Below are 847 nucleotides of genomic sequence, written 5' to 3' on the forward strand. Positions count from 1 at the left end.
TCGACCGGCGTTCCGGCGGCGGACATGGACGTGCCGGTGGACGACGAGGCGCGGGCGCGCCGGGCACTGGAACACAACCGCATGTGCCAGCTGCTCGATCGTGCGTTCCGTCAGCAGTGGGGCGTCAAGGAAGTCACTCATCGCGAAACGTTCCCCGTCGTGCCGTGCCTGCCCGACGACCGGTACTTCGCCTTCGAGGGCGAGCGCGTCAGGGCGATCTGGCCGCAGCATCCGCTCGTCGAATCGTTTACGGAGGCCTTTCCGAATTGGGGCGTGGAAGCGCGCGGCCTGCCCGCTCCCGGCCAGGCGGGGCTCAATGCCTGGGCGAAAGAAAACGCTGCGCCTGCGGGGACGCTGACGATCGACTTCATGTTGCGCAGCCGCTACGACTTCAACCACTACAAGGGGATCGCCGGCATGGAATCGGACCGTTTCAAGTTCTACAACGCCGACCTGCTGTACGCCGTGAAGTGCGGCGACGATCCCCGGGAGCTGCTGCCGCTGATCGGCAAGCTGCACGTTTTCACGATGGCGCAGCGGCGCGTGTACGTCCCCGGCTGGTACGATCTTGACGCCGAGGAGCAGGAGGACTGGACGCTGCTGGCCTTTGTCGCCGACACCGAAACGCAGCTGGCCGAGCTGACGTCGACGCTGCGGCGTTGGGGCCCCGATTTGATCGAACCCTGCCGTCCATTCTACATCCTCGGCACGAGCATCGAACGCCTGCGCGCGCAGAAAGAGCCGAAAGATACCCTTTACGACTGGTTCCAGGAGGAGACCGTGCGCATCCTGCGCCCCGATGTGGACGATCGGGAAGATCCGTTCAGCTGACAGCGAAACAAATGAG

The 847-nt window shown here is 64.7% G+C and carries 1 protein-coding gene; it reads left to right on the forward strand.

What is annotated here, in order from left to right:
• Nucleotides 1–831 (forward strand): hypothetical protein (locus HMPREF7215_RS13600; protein WP_040550684.1); only part of this gene is annotated, 831 nt, incomplete at its 5' end.
• Nucleotides 832–847: the final 16 nt, after the last annotated feature.

This window comes from Pyramidobacter piscolens W5455 (genome assembly GCF_000177335.1).
Taxonomy (GTDB): domain Bacteria; phylum Synergistota; class Synergistia; order Synergistales; family Dethiosulfovibrionaceae; genus Pyramidobacter; species Pyramidobacter piscolens.